This window comes from Bacillus cereus group sp. MYBK14-1, from assembly GCF_051916885.1.
In the GTDB taxonomy this organism is placed as follows: Bacteria; Bacillota; Bacilli; order Bacillales; family Bacillaceae_G; genus Bacillus_A; species Bacillus_A cereus.
The window spans coordinates 26,567-44,708 of the sequence record NZ_JBQAHM010000005.1; the positions used below are offsets into that span (position 1 = coordinate 26,567).

Below are 18,142 nucleotides of genomic sequence, written 5' to 3' on the forward strand. Positions count from 1 at the left end.
TTTACACCCTCTTCTTTGTTAATTTAAGTAATACTTTGCTCAAGCTTTCTTCCGTAAGATCCTCTGCATCAGCAAAATCTGATACCGTAAAAGCAGACTCTGTTGTTGGTTTATTTATAAGTTGACGAAGATGCCTTAACATACCATCTGCTATCACTTGAATTTTTAATTTAGAAAACTGTTCCCTACTATACAGCCAAATAAAATGTAACTTTTCATCCTTCAACATTCCGATAACATCAATTAGATGAGATGGTTTGGAATCTGGAGCATGATCTAAAAATGTAAATCCTGTCTCTTGCATAAACAAAGAGTCCCTTGAAAACACCTGATCAAATTGGCCCAAATAGTTAAAGCTTATTGAAGGCTTTTGCTGATAAAACGGAAGTAATCCTTTATTCAAGTAACGTAAAATACCATAGTCTACTCCGCGATTTGGGATTCGACGCAATTGTTCTTTGACTGCCTTTAACCCTTCAATAGGTGTCTGAGTTCCTTGAAAATTGAGATGAACGGGATAAATACTCGTGAACCAGCCCACTGTCCTTGATAAATCAATACCTTCAATCATCTCTTCCCTTCCGTGTCCTTCTAGATGAATAGAAACGGTTTGCTGATTTGTACAATCGACGATAGCTTGTCCTAATGCCGTTAATAGTACCTCATCAATCCTTGTCTTATGAGTGACTAGAACTTCGTGTAACAATGCTTGTGTTTCTTCTATTCCTAAAGTCCTCGTCACTTGATCAATCGATTCTTCTGTCGTTTCTTGTATTGGATAGTCCATTGGAATTTTCATCGTTTCTTTTTCTACTTGTTGATTCCAATAATCCTTTACTTCTTTTGAAATACCCGAATCACTGTATGTCTGAAGTCGTTCAGACCATTCTTTAAAAGATGTACTTTTCGCAGGTAAGCGAATTTCTTGACCTTGTTTCATCTGGTTATATACCACCTGTAAATCTTCCAATAGAATCCTCCATGACACTCCATCTACTACTAAATGATGTATCACCCAGAATATTCGATCATTTTCAGTCAAGTTATCTTCAAAGTACACTACTTTCATTAACGGACCAGTAATTAAATTGAAACTAGCTTGATGAATATTCATCTCTTCTTGTATTATTTTATTCCACTCTTTTTCATTAACTTGATTCCGTTTTACAACATGGAGTACTGACAGCTCATCAGTCCCTTCATTTCTCTGCCTCCACGTTCCGTTTGGTAATTGTTCGTACCGGAAACGTAAAGCATCATGATGTTTCAGTAAATTTAATATCGCTCCCTCTAGTAATTTCACATCCAATCTTTCTTTTACTCTTAAAAGCATTGATTGATTCCAATGCTCTGTATGTGGATGTTCTTGCTCGAAGAACCAGCACTGAATTGGAGTAAGAGGCACATCACCTATCACAATTCCCTGCTCCGCTTGTACTCCCTGCGTTTCTATAGCCACTTGTGCCAGCTCAGCGATAGTTGGGCATTCAAACATTTGCTTTGGAGTAAGTTTTAACCCCACTTGACTTGCTTGAGATATGATTTGAATACTGAGAATCGAGTCGCCACCAATTTCAAAGAAATTATCATAGATTCCCACCTTTTTAACACCTAATACTCGCTTCCAAATGGTAGTCAGTATCTGTTCGTTACTATTCCGAGGGCCAACCCATTCACTATTAATCTGCTTTTCCTCTGGCATAGGTAAGGCCTCACGATCAACTTTACCGTTAGCTGTAAGTGGAATAGCTTCCATCGCCACAAATCCCGAAGGAACCATATAACTTGGTAGTTTCGCTTTAAGATACTCTCTCCACGCATCTACATTTCCATCTCCTACAACATATGCTACTAATCGTTTATCGCCTGGCTGATCTTCTCTTACAATTACAACTGCCTCTTTTACATATGCATATGTATTTAAAGTAGACTCAATTTCCCCAATCTCAATTCGGAAACCACGTATTTTAACCTGATGATCAATTCTTCCACGATAATCTAGATTCCCATCTGGCAAATACCTCGCTAAGTCTCCTGTCCGGTATAATCTTGCTTTCAGATCACTACTAAATGGATGAGATATAAAACGCTCTGCTGTTAATTCAGGTCTATTTAAATACCCACGTGCCAATCCTGCTCCACCAATATAAAGTTCACCATCAACACCTATAGGAACAGGTTGTTGATAAGCGTCTAGTATATACACTTCTAAATCGGGAATCCGCTTTCCAATATTACTTCTTGAAGCATGCTGCACATCATCTAAAGTAATTGGATAATATGTAACATGAACTGTAGTTTCTGTAATTCCATACATATTAATTAACTGTGGTTTTTTCTCCCCATACCTTTTAAACCACGGTAACAAGCTAATAGGTTCTAACGCTTCTCCGCCAAATATTACGTAACGCAGCTGCAAATTTTTATTCTTATCTTCCTGTTCACACACTCGTATTAATTGTCTAAATGCGGAAGGTGTCTGATTTAGAACTGTGACTTCTTCCTCCACCAATAATTGATAAAAATCCTTAGGTGATCGACTAATCCAGTACGGAACAACAACTAATTTTCCACCATATAATAATGCTCCCCAAATTTCCCATACTGAGAAATCAAATGCATACGAATGAAAAAGCGTCCAAGTATCTTTTTCATTAAACTGATACCAACAATCCGTCGATTTAAATAACCGAATGACATTGTGATGCTCTATCATAACGCCCTTTGGATTTCCCGTTGAACCCGAAGTATAGATTACATATGCCAGATTTTTGGGACCGACATTAGAAACCGGCAAAGTCTTACTTTCTTTCCCAATCTCATCTTGATCACAATCCAGGCAAATCGACTCAACATTTTCTGGTAACCATTTCAATTCTTTTAAACTTTCTTGCGTTACGAATAACTGAATGCTAGCATCTTCTAAAATATATTGAAGTCGCTGCTCTGGATATGTTGGATCCAGTGGAACATAAGCCCCACCAGCCTTCAAAACCCCTAAAATACCTACAATCATTTCGAGGGAACGTTCAAAGCATATTCCAACTAAAGTATCAGGTCCTACTCTCTTTTTCTGCAAATAATGAGCTAACTGGTTTGCACGTTCATTAAGCTCCTTATAAGTAATTTTTTCTTTTTCATACGTAACTGCAATAGTATTTGGATAAATCATCGCTTGCCGTTCGAACATTTCATGAATAGTTACTTGAGGTGGGACATCCAGTTTAGGATTGTTGAACTCAACTAAACTTATTCTTTTATCTTCCTCAGAAATGATTTCTATTTCAGCCACCTTCTGCTTTGGGTTTTCAAAAGTATTTTCCAGTATCACTAACATAACGTTAAAGAATCGTTCTATCTCTTCCTTAGAAAATAGCTCCTCACGATAATCAATATGTACATGTATAGAGTCTATATCAATTAGATTTTCAATATGCACTGCAAAATCTTGTACCTCTTCACGGTTTGGAATCCATAGTGAGTCACCACTTTCATCACGATCCCTATAATCAATCGTAGTTCCGAAAAGTCTCACATTACTGTTATTCTCTTTATTAATCTGCTTTAATAACAAATCAAATGGATATTTCTGGTGTCTTAATGATTTACTTTGTTTTCTGGACACCCTACTAATAAATGAAAGTACTTCTTCTTCTGGATCAATATCCATTCTTAAAGGAACTGTACTCACCATCATTCCAATCAATTTTCGTTCCATTTTAGTCATACGGTTGCCGTAAGCCATTCCTAAACCAATATCAAGCGATGAGGTCCACCGATACATGGACAACGAGAAAGCAGCAACAAAAAGGGTGTATAAACTAATTTTGTAATCTTCAGAAAACCTCTCTATCTTTCTCTTCAAATGCTCCGTTAATATAAACGTCTCGCGTGATGCTTTGGTACTAACTTGGTACGTATTATAAGGCTTCAATCCAGTCACAGATGGCAGTGTTTTAAATTCCTCTAACCAAAATTTTTGATCTTTTTGAAAGCGACTACTATTCAAGTATGTTTGTTCATTAGTCAGAAATTGAACATATGAATTTTTAATTTCGCCTTCCTCATTCTCGTTATGCATGTCATAATAATATTTTGCAATCTGCTCAGTAAATATTTGAATTGATAAACCATCCATAATAATATGATGAACATTTCCAAAGACTGCACATTCATTATCGTTTAATTTTATTAAAGCGAAATAGTATAAATTCGAATTAAATAATGTAAACGTTTCTTTTGTTTTCTGCTCAATCCATTCCTCAAGCAAATTTGTATTCTCCACATTACTGAAATCAAAAAACTCAAATTCTTGTTCTTCATGTTTAATAAAATATTGTTTCGGTTCCTGATGCCCATTTTCTTTTAACCTAATGCACAGACCGTCATTTTCACTGATAATGCGATTCACAACTTGGTTTAATTTTGAATAATTCATTTTCCGATGAAGTTTAAATAAAAATCTTAAATTACATATTCCTTTATCAGAATGAATAACTTCTGTATACCATATTCTTCGCTGCGGATGGCTTAATGGATAACATTCCTCATTGGTCATAAAAATCTTCCCTTCAAAAATTATTTGCTCTTATAGGTTCGTGTTTATGTTTACCCCATAAATATTTCTGCAGTGAAACTCCAATTACTCCAATAATAACAAGCCCAATCCCTCCATAAACATAGAGTTGAGTTACTCCAAACAAATGCACTAATGGGCCACTCATAGCAGGAGAAATAATTAAAACTGCGTTTGTTAAACTGCTTTGAATACCAAATACTCTTCCTACTTGATCTTGATCGGATTCTATTTGTAATATGACTTGATTAGATACAAGCATCAGCCCACTTCCAATACCAGCGATAAAACTAATTAAATAGGCTAAAACGAAGACCGTACCGGGCGTTATCAAACCAATCCCCCCAAAACCAATTCCCATTAAAACCATACCTCCACATACTACCCAGCCATATTGAAACTGTTTTAATTTCTGAGTTAGTAATGCACCAAGTATTCCGCCAAGACCAATAATAGAAATGATATATCCCATTTTACTTTTATCATGTGGGAATAAGCTCTTAAATAAAGTTGGGAATTGTGAGTCTACTAATTGTAATACTGCCATGGCTATTGTAACGAAAATCATGGTTGATAATATTATCCGATTAGATAACACATAACCCCACCCTTGTACCCAAGCGGTCCAAGTACTTTGTTTTTGCTGTTCAACAAATTCTTTCGATATAGTTTCTTTAAATTTTATTGTGGGTATGAGAACTAAGGTAGCTAATAAACAACTTATAGCTCTTATAATGAGGCAGAACTCTGGTTGAAACCAGCTCAACAACATGCCCCCTATAAGTGGGCCTACTATCTTGGTACCCTGCTCTACTATTCCGTTGATACTTACTGCTTTAGTAAGCAAGTCCGGAGATACAATCTGTCTTGTTAGTGTTTGCTGTGCAGGATAATAGAAAACAATAAAAATGGAACGAATCATTAATGCCACTAAGAGCCAGTGGATATCTTGTACAAATAAAAGAGCAATTGTTATTAGACCAACCATTAGATTACAGAACATCATAATTGGAATTTTTCTAAAACGATCTGCAATAACACCTGCCCATGAGCCAAAAATAATTCCAGGAAGTGCATATGCAACAGGAATCAATCCAATCATAGTAGGATCTACTTCCCATTCAAACCCAACTATAGTCATAATCGCTAACATATCAATAAAAACACCAAGCATAAGCAATGAATAGGCAGAGAAAACTTGTAAATAAACCCTATTTCCTAATAGGCCTTTTGAATCAGTAGTTTTCATAAAAGCAAGCTCCTTAGGTTACTAATATAAACGCTTTTGCGTATAAGGTACCTCTTTATTAAACCTAATTAATCATTATTGACATCTCACCTAGAATTTAACTTCGTCAAAACTCAAACTGGTCTTATTTTTCATATATTTAAAATAGTCAGACAAACGAAAGCGTACCTATTTCTTCATTTTTATATCAACTGTTACAAAATATATCTTTACCTTACACTAATAACAGCTAAACGTTGCCTTAATATAACCCTTTACAGTCGTTTACACATTCAATTCACATCCTTTTTAAAGTTGGCTTTTTTCTATCTCAAATACTATCACAAAAATATTTCACCTACTATATTCATAAAGTTGAAATATTTGAATCAGAAAATTCGGATAAAAAACCAAATCCACAAATCATAACAAACTATTATTTATTTATATTTTCATTTTATAGATAGCTTTAACCATAAGGGTATCAAGAATTAAGTTTTTTAATTTTATTAACATAATAGTTTAAAGAGACCGTAAATCCTACTAAACAAAAAAAAATATACAATAAAGTATATTTTTTTCTTATCCTACATATTTTCTATGCAAATTAATTCCAATAACTAAAGTTGATAATAAAAATATAATATTACCAATCACTAATGTACTCATAACAAGAATTGAATAATATAGTATTAATACTTCTGCACCTACTACCTATTTTATTTATTGGATATTTATACTTCAAAAAAATTACACATCATTCACAATTAGGATACATACCCAAAATATGATTTGAACGTTTTATTATATTTTAAGATAATATAAAATCAGTTTTTCTATAAGAGAACTTAATTTTTATGTAGTACGAAATTGTTAGTAATACAGTATATACTAATTTAGTTATAAAAACATTTAAAGACCACCTATTTCCATAAGTGATCTTTCTTTGTGATTCTGTATTTGTGCACTACTGTAGAAATATATCGTAGAAACGCTTTGTTTGCTAAATGTTCAATTCTTCCATTTACTAAAAAACATAGCTTCATACACTTAATATCATATTCGTTACATTGCAAACTATTATTTTGTCTTCTGTACAGGCAAACTACTAAAAATTAATTCAGCAACTTTTACATATCCTTTTGAGTTTGGATGAATTAAATCCTTAGACCAAAGCGTATTGTCATTAACTAAATGATGATTCCAAAAATCAACATGATGAAGCTTATACTCTCTGCTCAGTGAATGTATAACTTCATTTGCCTCTAATAATTGTTCTTTTATTACTTGTTTTTTTTCAGAAGCAAAAGGAAGCCTAACTGTAAAATCTGGAAGGTTTGCTATAATAATATCAGCCCCTGCTTTACTTAATGTATCTATCATAAAATCCATATCGTTCTTATATGCATCATGATTCCAACGTCCTTTTAAAACATCGTTTGCCCCTGCAATGAGACTAACCAAATCTGGATTAAAAGTTAACGCCTTTTCCAATTGCTGCGAGCGAATTTCTTTAGTTACTAACCCACGCTTTGCAAAATTGGCATATTCTATATCGTTTTCACACAGTTGAACAAAATGATCTACCCAGCTTTTTAATGCAATTCCCTCAACTTGATCCCCTATCCCCTCTGTAAAACTATCACCAATTGCTACAAATCGCTTCTACATATGTATTCCCCCTTTATTATTAACCATATCTATACTATACAATAGCTCACACCGTAATTGTTATTTCTAAGTGGTTTTCGATTTCAATTATATTCCGCTTTACTATATTGACATTTAGAATCTAAAATTGACCGATTCCTAAGTATACTTAGGAATCGGTCATATTCATATATTTACTAAAGAAATAAAATCTCCCTAGGAATTATACTTTTCCCCAAAAATTTGTTGTTCTTTGTTTCGCCCAGTTGATACATTTCTTTTCGATTAAATGATATGAAACTATAGAAAAAAGTAGTGTCATTGCAATGCACAAAGTAAGAAGAAAAAAGATAGGTATCTTTGTATACAAAAGTTTAAATAGTACCATCATGATTGGAAAATGACATAAATAGATACTGTATGAAATTTCTCCTAAATATACAAATACACTCTTATTTAAAAATACTTTTACTTTTAGGTTACTCATAGCCATTATAATAAATATACTAACCCCCATTACGACACCCCAATCTTTTAATAAGAAAGTTGTATCATTACGGGAAAAACCATAAATTAAAATGGAATATAAATATAGAATAACCCCTAATGCAATAAGAAATCCTTTTTTAATTTTTTTCATATTCCTATATGAGTAGATAAGTTTTTCCTGATACTTAAAAAGTAACATTCCAACCATAAACATAGATGTAAAATGCAGTGTATCAGCATAACCATTATAAAATCCTTCAGCTTTCCCAATATGCAACATATTAAGAACAACACTAATTAAAGAAAAGCTCAAAGCAAATAGTATCGTTTTCTTCCAATTCAGTTTATAAAAAAGAAGGAATAACAAAGGAAACACAATAGATATACGCATTTCTTGAGCCAATGACCAAATAACTGGATTATAATTTTCCGTAAAAAAGTTATTAAGAAGCACAAAGTGGTTTAAAATATCTAATTTTGTTATAGACCCTTGCCACCTATCATAGAACCAATCCCGTAGTCCTACCACTTCATACGACGAAAATAAAATAAATAAAACAAAGGTAACGATTATCCAAAAATAATAAGGAATATAGATTCTTACAAATCTCTTAATTAAATATCCCCAATAATTTGTTTTTGAATGATAAAGTGCCATAGATAACACAAAACCACTTAGTACATAAAAAACGATAACAGCTTCCCCACCCGCCCATAAAAACCTAAGCGGGGAAAATTTAATAGAATTAGGCAACGATGGTAGCATTAAACAAAAATGTCCAAATACCACAGTAAGTGCCGCTAACCCTCGTATGGAATCTAATTCTTTTATTCTCTTACTCATAAAATGTTCTCCTTGTAAATTGTAAATTTTGCTGTTCATAAAGGCCACTATAAGAATGTAGTGGGAGAATTGTACATATTCTTTCTTTAAATTCCTAATATAAGCAGTACAAAGTTAATTTGACCTCCATTTCTTTATATACATAATTTAAAACAAAATATTTAATACAAAGAAAAGATTTTATTAAATTTTTATAAAGTGAAACATTTAGTTGTATCCTATAAAATTAGCTTTTTACTATATCAATCGCACTATCCCACATACCACTAAAAAAAGATCCTGTTTTACGTATAAAACGTGTAAGCCAATTTGCTTGTTCCACATCAGATTTTGTTACAAGGTCTATTTGTAATGAATTACCCGATAAGAACCCAGGATCTGTATTATCTTTAGGCGAGATAATCATTTTACTAATTGTTGCACCTTTTTTAATAGGCGCTTCTTGTTCCGTATTCAATACTTTAAATTCTTTTTTATAAATGTCTTTGTTGCCCTTCGGCATTGGAAGCGAAACAGCTTGCTTCATTTGAACTACTACATCTTTTTCTTTTGCATTTGCTACTCGAACTGTTTCATGCCCTTTTACTACTGAATCTTTTCCATAGACATTCTTCACTTCAAAATTCGCAAATCCATAATCGTATAATTTCTTTGTTTCATCAAAACGTGCCGTATGAGATTTTGCTTTTATCACTACAGAAATTAGTCGCATACCATTTCTTTCTACTGTACCAGTGAAACAATCTCCCGCTTCTGGAGTCGTTCCTGTTTTCAAACCATCTACACCTTCATATTGCTTAATTAAGCCTTTTAACATCCAATTAAAGTTCGCCATATCAATTGGATATTTACCACCTTCTTGGAATGTTTTTTTAGGAATTTTTGCTGTATTTAATATTTGGGGGAAATCTTGAATAAGACGTTGTGCTAAAATTGCACAATCCCTTGCAGACATTTTATTTTTCTCGTCTAGAGTTGTCCCTTCTAGATGATATCCTTTTAAATCTTGATTTGTTAAGCCAGTAGAGTTTACAAACTTATAATCTTTCATACCAAACTCTTTTGACTTATCGTTCATCATTTTTACAAAATTGACCTCTTTACCAGCAATCTGTTCAACTAAAGCAATTGTTGCACCATTTGCAGAGTAAATTGCCATTGCCTCATATAACTCTTTTACCGTATAAGAGCCACCATTTTCTAATGGAACATTTGATAGTGAACGATCTTGCGAAATCTTATGTGCATATTCAGAGATTTTAACTTTTTGATCCCATTTAAGTTTTCCTTTATCCACCGCTTCATGAACTAAGTATTCGCTCATCATTTTTGTCATACTAGCAATTGCCAATGATTCATCTGCATTTTTTTCATATAAAATTTTCCCGGAATTTGCTTCTATTAAAATTGTTGATCCTGCTTCAACGTCTATAGCAGAAACTGTTTCCGCTGCTGCTTTTCCAAATGTAACGAACATGCTACAAAATAGTGTAAGCACTGTTACTATTGCAATAAATCTCTTACAAAACATACCTTTCACTTCTGTTACCTCCAATTTCTTTGTACTCAAAAAAAGGGTTATTCTAACATAATCCCGCAAAAAAATAGACAGTGTTCTCAAATTATATATACATATAAAACGTTAGAATCGCTTTCATATAGACCATCTCATCCGACACTTTTAGGCGCCCTGATACTTTGTATTCCCACACATATCCTTATTTTTAATCCCCTTATATTTTTCAAAATGATTCGCACTTTCATATTTTTTAGGATTACAATTAATAGACAATCTAGATGCTACATTTGTTCCATATTTACAAAAAATAAAGTGAAACTTTAATCAGTGGGAGTCTTACTGCCCGTTAATGCTTTATTAGCTATCAAGGATTTTAATTATTCAATTCAGCTATTTGCTAGACCTATATTAGAGATGAATTTTATTTAGTCTAAACTATTAGTTTTTTGTAATAAAAAAACTACACCCTATACTGGATGTAGTTTTTCTAACTGATTTATTTATTTTTCACTTCATTTTTATAAAAAGCAAATAATGGTTCGATGGATGGACTAGATAACAGCGGAATTGCCTTCTCAATCAATTTCCTATCCCAATCAAACCAACGCATTTCCATTAACATATTTATCTCTATATCAGTGAATCGTTTCTTTATTTCCTTAGCAGGATTTCCACCAACTATTGTATACGGCGGAACATCTTTACTTACGACAGATCCTGCAGCAACAATTGCCCCTTCACCAATAGTAACGCCAGGCATTATTATAGCATTCATTCCAATCCAAGCATCACTTTGAATGACTGTATCGCCCTTTGGTTCATATGATTGTTTGATTTGCTCAGCGAATGGATATACTGTAATCCATTCTGAGTGATGATTATGATTACCACCCATTAAAATGACTACCCCACTTGCAATGCAAACATAATTCCCAATAATGAGTTTATCAAGATGCCATCCCATCTGTTCAATTGGATTGAAAAGTGCTTGAGACTTAGCATCTCCCCACAAATACCTTACACAGCCATCTTCAAAATTTTGATGGCTATAATAGCCTGAATAATAGGAGTACTCTCCTACTTCAATGAGTGGATTTGTTACTATATCTTTTATATACTTTGTTTCTGACCAATGATTAAATAATGGATACTTCATAACTTTATTCCTCGCTTCTAAGTATTATATATTTTGCTATTTACTTAGAAGCTTACTACGACTGCTACATTTTTTAGCTTTCTCAAACGACGAATCATTATCTTCAAGCCTTTCTTTTATACTATAAAAAAGCATAACGCAATATATTACACTAGTCAAATTGTGTAATTTTGAACACATCTTAAACAGCGTAATACTGCAATAAGAACATGAAAACACTCTAACTTTGATCCAAATAATATATTGATTACATTTAGTTTATATTTTGTAAAAAAATTTTAATTGCCATGACAAAGCAAACAATAACCACTATTGGTCGTATTAATGACGTCCCTTTTGTAAGCACCATCTTCGCTCCAATATACGATCCTATAATTTGACCAAGCATCATAATCAACCCAATTGTCCAATCGATTTGGCCAAAAATAATAAAATATAACAAAGCAGCGAAATTACTTGTAAAATTCAAGATTTTAGCATTTGCAGTTGCTCTCGTAGCACTATATCCACATAAAAGAATGAACGCTAAAGCAATTAAACTACCTGTTCCTGGGCCGAAGAAACCATCATAAAATCCAAGGAATGGAGCCACTGTTAACGCAAACAACAACATACTTATTTTTCTCGGTCGATCTTCGTTTGCTATATTTGGAGATAATAGAAAATAAAGACCAATAATAATAAGTAAAAAAGGTAATATCATGATTAAATATTCTGCTCGTATCTGTAAAACAAGCCATCCACCGAAAACGGATCCCAAAAAGGTCATTAAGATGGACAAACGCATTTCTTTAAGATTAATTTCTTTCTTCTTAATAAAAAACACTGTTGCCATGAGAGTTCCGCTACTCCCTTGTAGTTTATTAGTTGCTATCGCTACAGAAGGAGACATACCTACTAATAACATTATCGGGATAGTTATCATACCACCGCCCCCAGCAATCGTATCTATCCATCCTGCTAATACAGCTACTAAAAATAGTAGTATAAGTAATTCAATAGTAAAATCCATACAAAGAATATGGGGAGGCTTGAGCTATTATAACCCAAACCTCCCCATCGTCCCTCCTCTCTTTAAACTAGTTAATTAAATCTGTAAAGTAACTTTCTTTTTGATCACGTAATCGACTGGAAACGTATTGTCTGCAAACAATTCTTCTTCCATATTTATTGTTTCCAATCGGGATTTTATATTCTTCCTCAGATAACCTTTCCCTACCATGAGTTACATTTGTTTGTTTACCATAGTATGAATTTGGTATAAGTAATAAATCTTCAGATGTAAGTGGAACCTTATAAGTAGGCGTTGTTCGTAAGAGTTCTAAAAACATGTCAAATTTCAATTTTTCTTCTTCACTTTCTCCCACATAAATTAATCTATTTTCCGCTCCATTCAAACAAGTTGCAATAATATCACCATTATCATCTAAAAATATGATTTGGTTTATTTCTCCTACAAATCCCGATATTTCACCATCAGCCATTCCTGCGATATGAGCAATAGGCATTTTACTTACCGCCAATATGTCATCTTTACTGAAGTGATTTTCTTCAAGATGCTTTTGCAGTAATTTTGGCGTTCCAATATGAGTTTGAGTTTTTAAATTTAACACTCCTTTTAATAAAAGAGCATCAACTCTAGTAAATTTTCCACAAGTAATTTCAGACACTATTCGTTCCACGGATTTATTAAGTCTATTTGATACAATTTCTAAATTCGTATTGAATGTTTTCAATCTTGCTTCAATATCTGATTGGTCTTTCATATCTGTATACACTGTGGCATCGTTATGTTGATAAAAGTTCCCGCCACCGGTGCTTGCACCGACATTTCGCAAAACTTCATCGTTGTTTAAAGGTGAAATAAGATGAAATCTATTTTTCCCTGCATGTTCGGATGGGTGAATTAAAGCATCATAATTAAAAAGTGTGGCAAAAAGCCATGTGACCCATTCTGCATAAAAATATTTTTTCATTCTATCGTGTTCGTCTTCGCCATAATTAAAACCTCTGCGATTTTCCCCAGGTAATAGTGTTTCCATAGGATCACATGGAGTATTTTTAATAAGAGTAGGTGGTACGTTTCCGCCACAATTCGCTATTTTTATTATATGTAGTAGGTTTTTCATATCTGAATTCGGATTTTTCTTTGAATAGTCAATCAAACAATTAAGCCACTCTTTTGAAAAATATGCTGCTATTTCTTGATCACAAGTATAAGGATTATGAGTTTTCAATTCATTTTCTATCAGATTCTTCATTTTATCCTTCAATACATTAGGAATGCTAATTTCTTCAATTTCTGTAATCTGCAGTATTCCTTTATTCATTATAAAACCTCCGTTGTTTTATTTTTTATACCCTATCTTCTATTAAACAAACTATCCATTTCTTTTTTGCTCCTTCGCTTTTCGTCAGAGCTATTAGAACTACCGATTTACAAATAAAAAACGTGGATTATAAGAGATTTCTTCTTAGGTACATTTCCCCGACGAACCTCTATTGAATTGGTAAATTTAATTTAAAAATCTCTTTCATTTTCTAAAGTTTTCCTAATTTCGAAATCAGAATTTTCAATACAACTATGTTAACATTAAAAATATAACACGAAACCAAAAAATGTAAATGAATAGTTTTTTTATAAAAAATAGTCAGACTATTTATGAAGTAATTCGTATTCCATTGAACGAACTACGGCCCCTCAATTTTATTGATAACAATAAAAAAACCCCTAAATTGATAGAGGAATTTTTTTCAAGTATATTCTATTTTAAAGTTCTTACTTACCTTTTACCCCGCTATTTGCCGGGCAGTAAGACCCCTACCTTAAAATACAGCGGAAGCAAAGAAGTTAGGTGGGGGTTCGGGCTGCCCATAAAAGCAAGATTGGTGAGGGCTGATAATCAGTGGGGATGAACAAAACTCCCCCTGATTAAAGTTTCACTTTATTTTAAAAGATATTGCTGTAACTTCTTTATTAACAGTTCCATCCCGTTTGGACTTACAATAATCTTCCCATTCGCTAACGAAATATTGCTGTCTGAAATATCCCCTGTAAGTGCACAAGCTCTTGGAGATTGATATTTTCGTAAAATAATCTGGTCCTCTTCTATAAACATTTCAAGAGAATCTTTTTCTACAATTCCTAAACTCCGTCTTATTTCCATTGGAATAACAATACGCCCCATGCTATCTGCTTTACGAGTAATTCCTCTTGATTTCATAAAATGCCACCCTTTATATTTATCTAATATTACGGTATTTATTTTAGCAATAAACAACAATTAGGAATAGTTCGTATTACAGTACTTTTTTTAGAAAAAAATAACAATTAGGAATAGTTTATGTTAGAATTCTTTCTTGTTTATTCTTGATTTTTAATATATTTTTCCTTGATCATTTTTATATATTGTTTTCTTTCAGTTAGTTCAAATATAAATAATGCTTTTTTTATGTCTGTTAAACCAACTTCATTAGAGTGCTGAACTTTCAATAAAATTGCACCTTTTTCAAAAAATAATTCACCTAATAAGTATAAAGTATTCATATTTATCGCTAATTTTATACCTATTTCACTATACTTTATTGCTTCTTCATATTGATTTGCAAGGTGTAAACATTTTGTTAACGTATGAATGAGTCTTAATTTGATTTCTTTTTCTCTAGGAAATTCTATCTTATTAAAATTAATTAAACTTTGTTTTAATATATTTATACTTTTCTCATACTCTTCATTTTCTGCATGTATTATAGCAATTGAATTCATTATGCTTATTTCTTTTTCTGATAAAAAGTTACTACTACTTAAGGTTTGTTTTAGTGCTCTATTTAAAATGTCAAAGGCATTACTTGTTGCTCCATTTACATAATATATAGCAATCGCTTCATGCCATAATAGAAATTGTTTATCTTCTTTTGATTGAAAATTATTCTCATCTTTCTCTTTTTTTACTATTTCGTAAAGCTCATTATATTGTTTTTGTTTCACACAATCTCTCATTACACATTTTACATTTTCAATATATTTTATTTTTTTATTTTTGGTTAGTGCGAATATATAATTTGGATCAATACCAAGTCTTTCAGATAATTGATACAACAATATGCTAGATGGATAAATAATACCTTTTTCTATCTTACTAATTTGACTTTGTGAACATATTCCATGACATAATTCAGATTGTGACATGTTTTTTTTCTTTCTAAGTTCTTTAATAATAATACCAAGATTGTAGAATTCCATCTTTCCTCCCTCAAATGTAACACTTTATGAGTATAAGAATATTTCCCAACTTTTAATGTAATGTAAAATTAATATAGTTACAATTACTAATTATATGGATTTATAGTTTCTTTTACAAACTTGTATTACAATACGAGAAATTATTAAAAAATGGTTCACTAATAATTAATGGGAGTTTTATCCCCCCACTGATTATTAGTCCACTCCAGGCAGGCTTTTACAGGGAGTTAGACTTCTTTGCCACATCTAAATTTTGAGGTGGGAATCTTACTATCCGCAAATAGCCTGATTAAAATAAATATGATTTTTCACCTTTTTTTCTTTTAATAGTTTCTTTTGATTTTTATATAAATAATTTCGAAGGAGCGTATTTTATGAAAAGAATGTTGACCGAAAGAGAGTTAGAAGTAGCTATTTATGTAGCAAAAGGATATACAGATGCAGAAATTTCCAAAAAAATATATGTTACCCCTCGAAGAATTTCAACGATAATTAATCATATTAAAGAAAAATGGCATATTAATTCTAGAGTGGAATTAGGTATTTTAGTTTATCATTATGGTTTTATAGATGCACCCTTATTTTCAAATAAAAAAATTCAGCTATGTAAAAAGGTTGTACAATAGATAGCGGAATATAACGAGTTTAAATTGCAAATAAAAATAGAAGAGCAGACAAATTTTTATTATTTGGTTTACTCCATCAGTTTTTAAATTTCATACATTAATATAAAAAGGTTAGAGAATTAACTTCTCTAACCTTTTTATATACACTATTAGGTTTCAAACAGTAAAGATGCCCTAATGCTACCATTGATCCTGTTCCCTATTCAACCTTATATAAACACAAAAAAGAATCAGACATTACACTATTCAAAACCAGTTACAATTCTCTCTTTCATTTTCTGTAATACTTCACTGCTCAATACTTTTTGACCAGCAGGAAGTTTTAATATGGCAGCGGCACCTTTACTAAGGTATATTTCTTGATCATTATTTTGATTTACTACCAATATTCCTTGCCCTTCAAATTCGAAATAACTAATATCTTTTGTTTCATTTGTATTATTTTTTATTGCTTTATATAATCCATATAAATCTTTACTTCTATTTTCTCCGCCCGTTCGAATCGGTTCAGTATCAATCGCAACAATCAGTCCTTCTGGCTGCTCACCCTTCATAATAAACCACAGCTTTTCATTTGTTGGTAATAGTAAATGCTTAAATTCAGAGCTATTTAAAATTTGCTGTGCTGGAATTGTTGCATAGATTGGTAACGAAAATGGAGATGTTGTTATTTTTTCAAAACTTAAATTTTCAGAAGAACTTCCCTTACTATATTGATAATCTTTTAATGCGATCGATTGTACTGATTCACTTTTATTTTTTGATGCATAACTAATTTTACTAGCGAAAATAATAACGGTCATTAAGCACATGCACGGTATCACAAGCTTAAGTAGTTTTCCCATTTATGAACCCCCGCTTTTAATATTATTAGTTTGCATGGATATTATAAACAGTTTCACTCCACCAAAAATTATTATTGTTATGGAACGTACTGAAATTATGATTATAATGATCACCATACCAAGGGTCCATGTACGTTATATAATCTGTTCCATTTGTCCCTTTATAAAATCCATCAAGTACTAGAAAGTGTCCGATGTTAGCTCCATTTTGCCACATAATGAGTGCAATCATCGGCTGATTACTATTAATTTGACTTTTGAACCAATCATATGATTTTGCTCCAGAACTTATAGCTGAGCTAACACCATATCCTGATAATCCATATTGTATTTCACGTGAAGTTGCAGGATTATTATATGATCCACCCTTAACATACCTAACGTACTGATCTTGTGAAGGAGTTTTCCCAAAATAATTTAAAACTGAAACCGAAGTGCCTGCCCAACACCAATTTGATCTTTCTTGTAATATGTTAGGTACAGATAATTTACGATCTATTGATGTATTTGGAGGATTTCCATTAATATACGCTGACGTTACATATACTTTTTTTCCATCTTTAAAATAATAAAACCAACGATTATCTAAATTTCCTGTCCAGTAATCTTTAACCGCTTCACCATACTCCCATCCTTTAAAAGATACTGTTGTATTTCCGGGAATCACATCTACAATATTTGCATTCAAACTTTTTGCCTCTCTAACATTAACATTCAATGGAGCTGTTGTTCCTGTAAATTCAACTTCCTCTGCTATTATTTTCTGAACACCAATAAAACTAAATGTGAAGAACAATAAAAACATACAAACAATAAAATGCTTTCTTCCCTTCATTTCTCCACCCCTTCATCAGTACTAAAAAACATCAACAATTCATCCTTATTAATTGTTCAAGCTTAATATTACATACTAACGAAAAATGACTTCTCATAAAGTGAAACTTTGATCAGTAGTGGTTTTATTCA

The 18,142-nt window shown here is 32.2% G+C and carries 13 protein-coding genes; 1 reads left to right on the top strand and 12 read right to left on the bottom strand.

The genetic code is table 11. The features are described from left to right. Position 1 precedes the first annotated feature (1 nt). The 10 genes from ACTFR3_RS15010 to ACTFR3_RS15055 form a co-directional block, all read right to left on the bottom strand. Entirely contained in the window at positions 2–4,558 is a 4,557-nt protein-coding gene (locus tag ACTFR3_RS15010) for an amino acid adenylation domain-containing protein (RefSeq protein ID WP_440044524.1), read from the bottom strand. A 13-nt stretch (positions 4,559–4,571) separates the two neighbouring features. Further along, entirely contained in the window at positions 4,572–5,825 is a 1,254-nt protein-coding gene (locus ACTFR3_RS15015; protein ID WP_098564082.1) for an MFS transporter, read from the bottom strand. Positions 5,826–6,884: 1,059 nt separating this feature from the next. Continuing rightward, complete coding sequence (locus ACTFR3_RS15020; RefSeq protein ID WP_440044605.1) at positions 6,885–7,454, bottom strand: SGNH/GDSL hydrolase family protein; 570 nt, start codon at positions 7,452–7,454, stop codon at positions 6,885–6,887. Between the two features lie 223 nt (positions 7,455–7,677). Beyond that, positions 7,678–8,826, bottom strand: coding sequence for an acyltransferase family protein (locus ACTFR3_RS15025; protein ID WP_124749712.1), 1,149 nt, complete (start codon positions 8,824–8,826; stop codon positions 7,678–7,680). Positions 8,827–9,013: 187 nt separating this feature from the next. Then, positions 9,014–10,327: a D-alanyl-D-alanine carboxypeptidase family protein gene (locus ACTFR3_RS15030; RefSeq protein WP_440044525.1), complete on the bottom strand. Its 1,314-nt coding sequence runs from the start codon at positions 10,325–10,327 to the stop codon at positions 9,014–9,016. A 475-nt stretch (positions 10,328–10,802) separates the two neighbouring features. Then, the gene (locus ACTFR3_RS15035; protein WP_000876937.1) at positions 10,803–11,462 is read right to left on the bottom strand and encodes a CatB-related O-acetyltransferase; all 660 of its coding nucleotides are present in this window, start codon (positions 11,460–11,462) and stop codon (positions 10,803–10,805) included. 253 nt (positions 11,463–11,715) lie between these two features. Then, positions 11,716–12,474 carry a TSUP family transporter gene (locus ACTFR3_RS15040; protein ID WP_000347993.1) on the bottom strand — a complete coding sequence of 253 codons (759 nt, stop codon included), beginning with the start codon at positions 12,472–12,474 and terminating at the stop codon, positions 11,716–11,718. Between the two features lie 67 nt (positions 12,475–12,541). Next, positions 12,542–13,792, bottom strand: a complete 1,251-nt coding sequence (locus ACTFR3_RS15045) for a hypothetical protein (protein ID WP_001032358.1) — start codon at positions 13,790–13,792, stop codon at positions 12,542–12,544. 615 nt (positions 13,793–14,407) lie between these two features. Further along, positions 14,408–14,686 carry an AbrB/MazE/SpoVT family DNA-binding domain-containing protein gene (locus ACTFR3_RS15050; protein WP_000842216.1) on the bottom strand — a complete coding sequence of 93 codons (279 nt, stop codon included), beginning with the start codon at positions 14,684–14,686 and terminating at the stop codon, positions 14,408–14,410. Positions 14,687–14,826: 140 nt separating this feature from the next. Next, positions 14,827–15,705, bottom strand: a complete 879-nt coding sequence (locus ACTFR3_RS15055; protein ID WP_000397979.1) for a helix-turn-helix domain-containing protein — start codon at positions 15,703–15,705, stop codon at positions 14,827–14,829. 374 nt (positions 15,706–16,079) lie between these two features. Between ACTFR3_RS15055 and ACTFR3_RS15060 the strand changes: the two genes are divergently transcribed. Beyond that, positions 16,080–16,331, top strand: coding sequence for a response regulator transcription factor (locus ACTFR3_RS15060; RefSeq protein ID WP_000827560.1), 252 nt, complete (start codon positions 16,080–16,082; stop codon positions 16,329–16,331). Positions 16,332–16,573: 242 nt separating this feature from the next. Here ACTFR3_RS15060 and ACTFR3_RS15065 read toward each other — a convergent pair whose 3' ends face one another. Then, positions 16,574–17,176: a hypothetical protein gene (locus tag ACTFR3_RS15065; protein WP_440044526.1), complete on the bottom strand. Its 603-nt coding sequence runs from the start codon at positions 17,174–17,176 to the stop codon at positions 16,574–16,576. Between the two features lie 25 nt (positions 17,177–17,201). After that, positions 17,202–18,011 carry a papain-like cysteine protease family protein gene (locus tag ACTFR3_RS15070; protein WP_000678370.1) on the bottom strand — a complete coding sequence of 270 codons (810 nt, stop codon included), beginning with the start codon at positions 18,009–18,011 and terminating at the stop codon, positions 17,202–17,204. Positions 18,012–18,142: the final 131 nt, after the last annotated feature.